Origin of the sequence: Sutcliffiella halmapala, from assembly GCF_050107295.1 — a bacterium.
Taxonomy (GTDB): Bacteria; Bacillota; Bacilli; order Bacillales; family Bacillaceae_I; genus Sutcliffiella_A; species Sutcliffiella_A halmapala_A.
On record NZ_JBNIKR010000041.1, the window covers coordinates 1 to 286 of the forward strand.

The 286-nt window shown below is 39.2% G+C and carries 1 protein-coding gene; it reads right to left on the bottom strand.

Features of this window, described 5'->3' with window-relative positions:
• On the bottom strand, positions 1-286 hold a 286-nt coding region (locus tag ACQCT5_RS22975), incomplete at both ends, for a hypothetical protein (protein WP_499645416.1).

The following is a 286-nucleotide window of genomic DNA, read 5'->3' on the forward strand; positions in this document are numbered from 1 at the left end:
GCTCGTTTGAGTTAAATAATTCCTGCTGGACTGTTTGGCATTGGTGCTGTGATTCTTCCAATTCTTGTTGAATAGTTTGGCATTGTTCTTTGTAGTCGTCTAATTCGTGTTGGACGGCTTGGTATTGCTGTTTTGAGTCATCTAAATCGTTCTGCAAGATTTGGCATTGTTGTTTAGCATCTTCTAATTCTTGTTGGAGTGTTTGGCATTGCTCGTTTGAGTTAAATAATTCCTGCTGGACTGTTTGGCATTGGTGCTGTGATTCTTCCAATTCTTGTTGAATAGT